Origin of the sequence: Planctomonas deserti, from assembly GCF_003067705.1 — a bacterium.
GTDB classification, from domain to species: Bacteria; Actinomycetota; Actinomycetes; order Actinomycetales; family Microbacteriaceae; genus Planctomonas; species Planctomonas deserti.
The window spans coordinates 1-533 of record NZ_QANL01000190.1 but is presented as its reverse complement, the minus strand read 5'-3'; the positions used below and the strand labels follow the sequence as shown (position 1 = coordinate 533).

The 533-nt window shown below is 68.9% G+C and carries 1 protein-coding gene; it reads right to left on the bottom strand.

From position 1 onward, the window contains the following. On the bottom strand, positions 1 to 533 hold a 533-nt coding region (locus DAI20_RS20230), incomplete at both ends, for an insulinase family protein (protein ID WP_168927719.1).

The window sequence follows — 533 nt, the reverse complement described above, 5'->3', positions numbered from 1 at the left end:
ACGCTTGAACTGCACGATCGAACCGATGGTCGAGGCGACCGCGCTGGCGGTCTCGTAGGCACCGGGCAGGCTCAGGGTCTGGATGTTGCGGATGCGGTTGACCTCGGCGGCGGTGGCCGGCTTGCTGCCATCGGCGAACGCGGCGATTTCCTTGCGCATTTCCGCCATCGCCGGGCCGGTCTTGTCGATCTGCACCGGCGCGCTGGCCATCCACGGGCGCTGGCCCACCGAGTTGATCGCGCTGCTGCGCGCACCGTACGACCAGTGCTTGTCCTCACGCAGGTTCATGTTCAGGCGCGAGGTGAAGTCGCCGCCGATCACGCCGTTGGCGATATCGAAGCGGGTCGAGCTGGTAGCGCTGGACGGCGCCACCACCTGGCCGGCGAACAGGTTGGCCTGCACCGCGCCCGGCTGGTCGATCAGGAACACGCGCGGGCCCTTCGGCAACGCCACGTCGGTGGCCGCCTTCACCTGCGGCGCCTCGCCGGTCGCCTTCCAGTCGCCCAGCTGCTTGTCCAGCAGCGGCACGATCT